Origin of the sequence: Marisediminitalea oceani (assembly GCF_003731635.1) — a bacterium.
GTDB lineage: Bacteria > Pseudomonadota > Gammaproteobacteria > Enterobacterales > Alteromonadaceae > Alteromonas > Alteromonas oceani.
The window spans coordinates 1-2,607 of record NZ_RCUA01000013.1; the positions used below are offsets into that span (position 1 = coordinate 1).

A 2,607-nucleotide genomic window follows, 5' to 3' on the forward strand; every position below is an offset into this window, starting at 1 on the left:
AAATTAACGAGCGACTTAGATAAAATGGGGTGATCCGGGTCTATATTGATCGCTTACAATGCAAACAGTGGAAAACACAAAAGGTTGGCGTGAATGTGGTGCGAGAAATGTTTGGTGTGCTGACTGCACATCAGGCTAACCACTTTATCATCATCAGTTCTGGCACCTTTACCCAACAGGCTATCGACTTTGCCGCAGGTAAGCCTATAGAGCTAATTGATGGACCAAAACTATTGGCATTGGTAAACGATGTGCAGGTTTCACCTCAGGTCACTATTGAAAAACCCAAGGTGTGCCCAAAATGTTCTGGTGAGTTAGTAGAAAGAACGGCGAAACGCGGTCCTAATGCCGGTACTACGTTTTTGGGGTGTTCTACTTTTCCTAAATGCCGTTATACCGAATAAGTAAGGATAGAGATGAAAGACCTGGATGTTCATAAGAAAGTGGCCGTACTGATTGATGCGGATAATGCACAGTTAGCCAAGCTATCGCCCATATTGGATGAGATATCAGCACATGGCCATGTGCTAATAAAACGGGCTTACGGTGATTGGTCTGCCGATACCTTGAAGAACTGGAAGAAGCCGCTTAATGAACTGGCGATCCAGCCAATTCAACAATTTGCCTATACCACCGGTAAGAACTCCACCGATGCATCGATGATTATTGATGCCATGGACTTACTGTATTCCGACCGCATTGATGCCTTTGCATTGGTTTCAAGTGATAGTGACTTTACCAAACTGGCCTCGCGGTTGAGGGAATCGGAAAAGTTTGTGTTTGGTGTAGGAGAGAAGAAAACACCGGTATCGTTTCGGAATGCCTGTGATGATTTCATCTTCACTGAAAACTTAGGTGCTGAGCCGGTATCTAATACCGATACACCAAAGGCTGACAACGCGATTTCCACCAATGGCGCAGAAGAACTTATCCCGGTTTTATTGAAAGCATGGGAGCTATATCAGAACGATGATGGTTGGGTAAACGTTGGTCCGGCGGGAAGCTTCTTAAAACGCACAAAACCGGATTTTGATCCTCGTACTTATGGTTCTGCCAAAGTAACCGGCGTGGTTGCTGGCCTGTCAGCTATATTCGAAATGACAAAGTTGAAAGGTAAAGGGGCGACACATGGGATCTTCTATCGCCCCAAGATTGCAACGCCTTAATCAAGTTCCCAAGGCGGCAGATCATCTATTTTCACAGCTTGCCGCCTTTTTACCGTTTTGCGTTTAGGTTGTTCATCCTTTGAATCGGTTCTCAGTGTTAAGCGAACGCCTTTGCCGTTTTGATAGTTCTCAAACGCTTCGCGTGCCTTTTCTAAGCTATCAAAAGCTTTATGTTTAGCCCTCGAAAACTTATATACTCGCGCGTTAGCTTCCTCCCAAGAGAAATAGATTCCTGGTTCACGTCCTTCAAAAACAACATAATACTTAGTCCGCGACTTACGTGATCGAGGAATACTGTCAAAATCTCTGGCCATTTTTGTCTCCTGTAAATTTTGGTGTTAGCTGCTTAATTACTATTTACAGTTTTTATTTGGCAGGTTTAGTCGCTGGAGATTTGAATGGTAAAAACGTTTAACGTTTGCCAGTAGTGGAGAAAGTTACCTTCCCATATCTGGTAAATATCCAGAGCAACTTCAATCGGAAACAGGCCATGCAGGTTTTGAAATACACCAGCCTGAAAATCAAAATCGAGGTCATTAGCCAGTTCTGCAAACGGACCAATGCCGACATAAGTAAAATCGGTGATATAGCAGAATTGCCAAGTATCGCCGTGTTTCTCTAACCGTATTTCTACCGGATGGAAACCTCCGTCCTCTGCAGAGTAATTTGGGTCCCGAAAGTTGATGGTGATGCTATCGCCTGTTATTTGGTGTTGAGTTAACAATTCGGCAATGGCATTGGTGAATCGTTTGGATACCGGCAACGCCAGTGCTTTGTATTGAATGTTCATGATATTGGTCTTTTTAATGTATTGTGAGAAAAGACCTGTAAGTACTTATCCTGCCGGGAATACTAATTTAATGACATACACATATAAGGAATTCACGTATGTCACTTCAACTAAATTTCTCTAATATCACAACGCCACTCGATAGCCGCTTTACGCAGTTTTTGTCTGCATTGTTACGGCAAGAGTGCGCGGATGATGCCAAACACATGGAACTGGTTTTTCAATTTCCAGACTTTGAGGATGGCATTAGCGATATTTTCCTTCTCCATACACGCGCAGCAGAAGGCTCAACACATCTGATTGAGAAACTCTATTGCATTAGAGAAACCAAGCAGGAGCGTTTTGTCTGGGCCTATATTGGTAGCGGTGGTGACTTGGACTCCCCCTTGGTTTTGCACCATGGAAAAGAGCTCAAGTCTGTTGACGAGGTACTTCACTACTGGCAAAGCAAAACGCTCACTAACATCAACAATCAAAACATTGATATCGACGTTAACCTAGCGGCGATAGAGGAAGCGAATAAAGTTGCTTTGCATCTCGCTGGTTAAGGTACTTACAGGTTGCTAACGGCAGGTCTGTGGACATGGATAAGGTGTACTAGCTCAGACCTGATCTGACAGTTACCCAGTTTTCTGGTGCCAGCGTCAGGTT

General features: G+C 44.0%; 4 protein-coding genes and 1 pseudogene. 3 read left to right on the forward strand and 2 right to left on the reverse strand.

Annotated features, from left to right (window positions below):
* Window positions 1–53 precede the first annotated feature (53 nt).
* Window positions 54–404 (forward strand): annotated as a pseudogene (locus tag D9T21_RS04160) (restriction endonuclease); the annotation flags it as partial.
* A 12-nt stretch (window positions 405–416) separates the two neighbouring features.
* Window positions 417–1,166 carry an NYN domain-containing protein gene (locus tag D9T21_RS04165; RefSeq protein WP_123323866.1) on the forward strand — a complete coding sequence of 250 codons (750 nt, stop codon included), beginning with the start codon at window positions 417–419 and terminating at the stop codon, window positions 1,164–1,166.
* Here D9T21_RS04165 and D9T21_RS04170 read toward each other — a convergent pair.
* Complete coding sequence (locus tag D9T21_RS04170) at window positions 1,163–1,480, reverse strand: RNase H1/viroplasmin domain-containing protein (protein WP_123323867.1); 318 nt, start codon at window positions 1,478–1,480, stop codon at window positions 1,163–1,165. The two genes, D9T21_RS04165 and D9T21_RS04170, sit on opposite strands and share 4 nt — an antisense overlap.
* Window positions 1,481–1,545: 65 nt before the next feature.
* A complete protein-coding gene (locus D9T21_RS04175; RefSeq protein ID WP_123323868.1) occupies window positions 1,546–1,956 on the reverse strand; it encodes a DUF2787 family protein in 411 nt (136 codons plus the stop codon).
* 98 nt (window positions 1,957–2,054) lie between these two features.
* Here D9T21_RS04175 and D9T21_RS04180 point away from each other — a divergent pair, with 98 nt between their 5' ends.
* Window positions 2,055–2,504, forward strand: coding sequence for a hypothetical protein (locus tag D9T21_RS04180; RefSeq protein ID WP_123323869.1), 450 nt, complete (start codon window positions 2,055–2,057; stop codon window positions 2,502–2,504).
* Window positions 2,505–2,607: the final 103 nt, after the last annotated feature.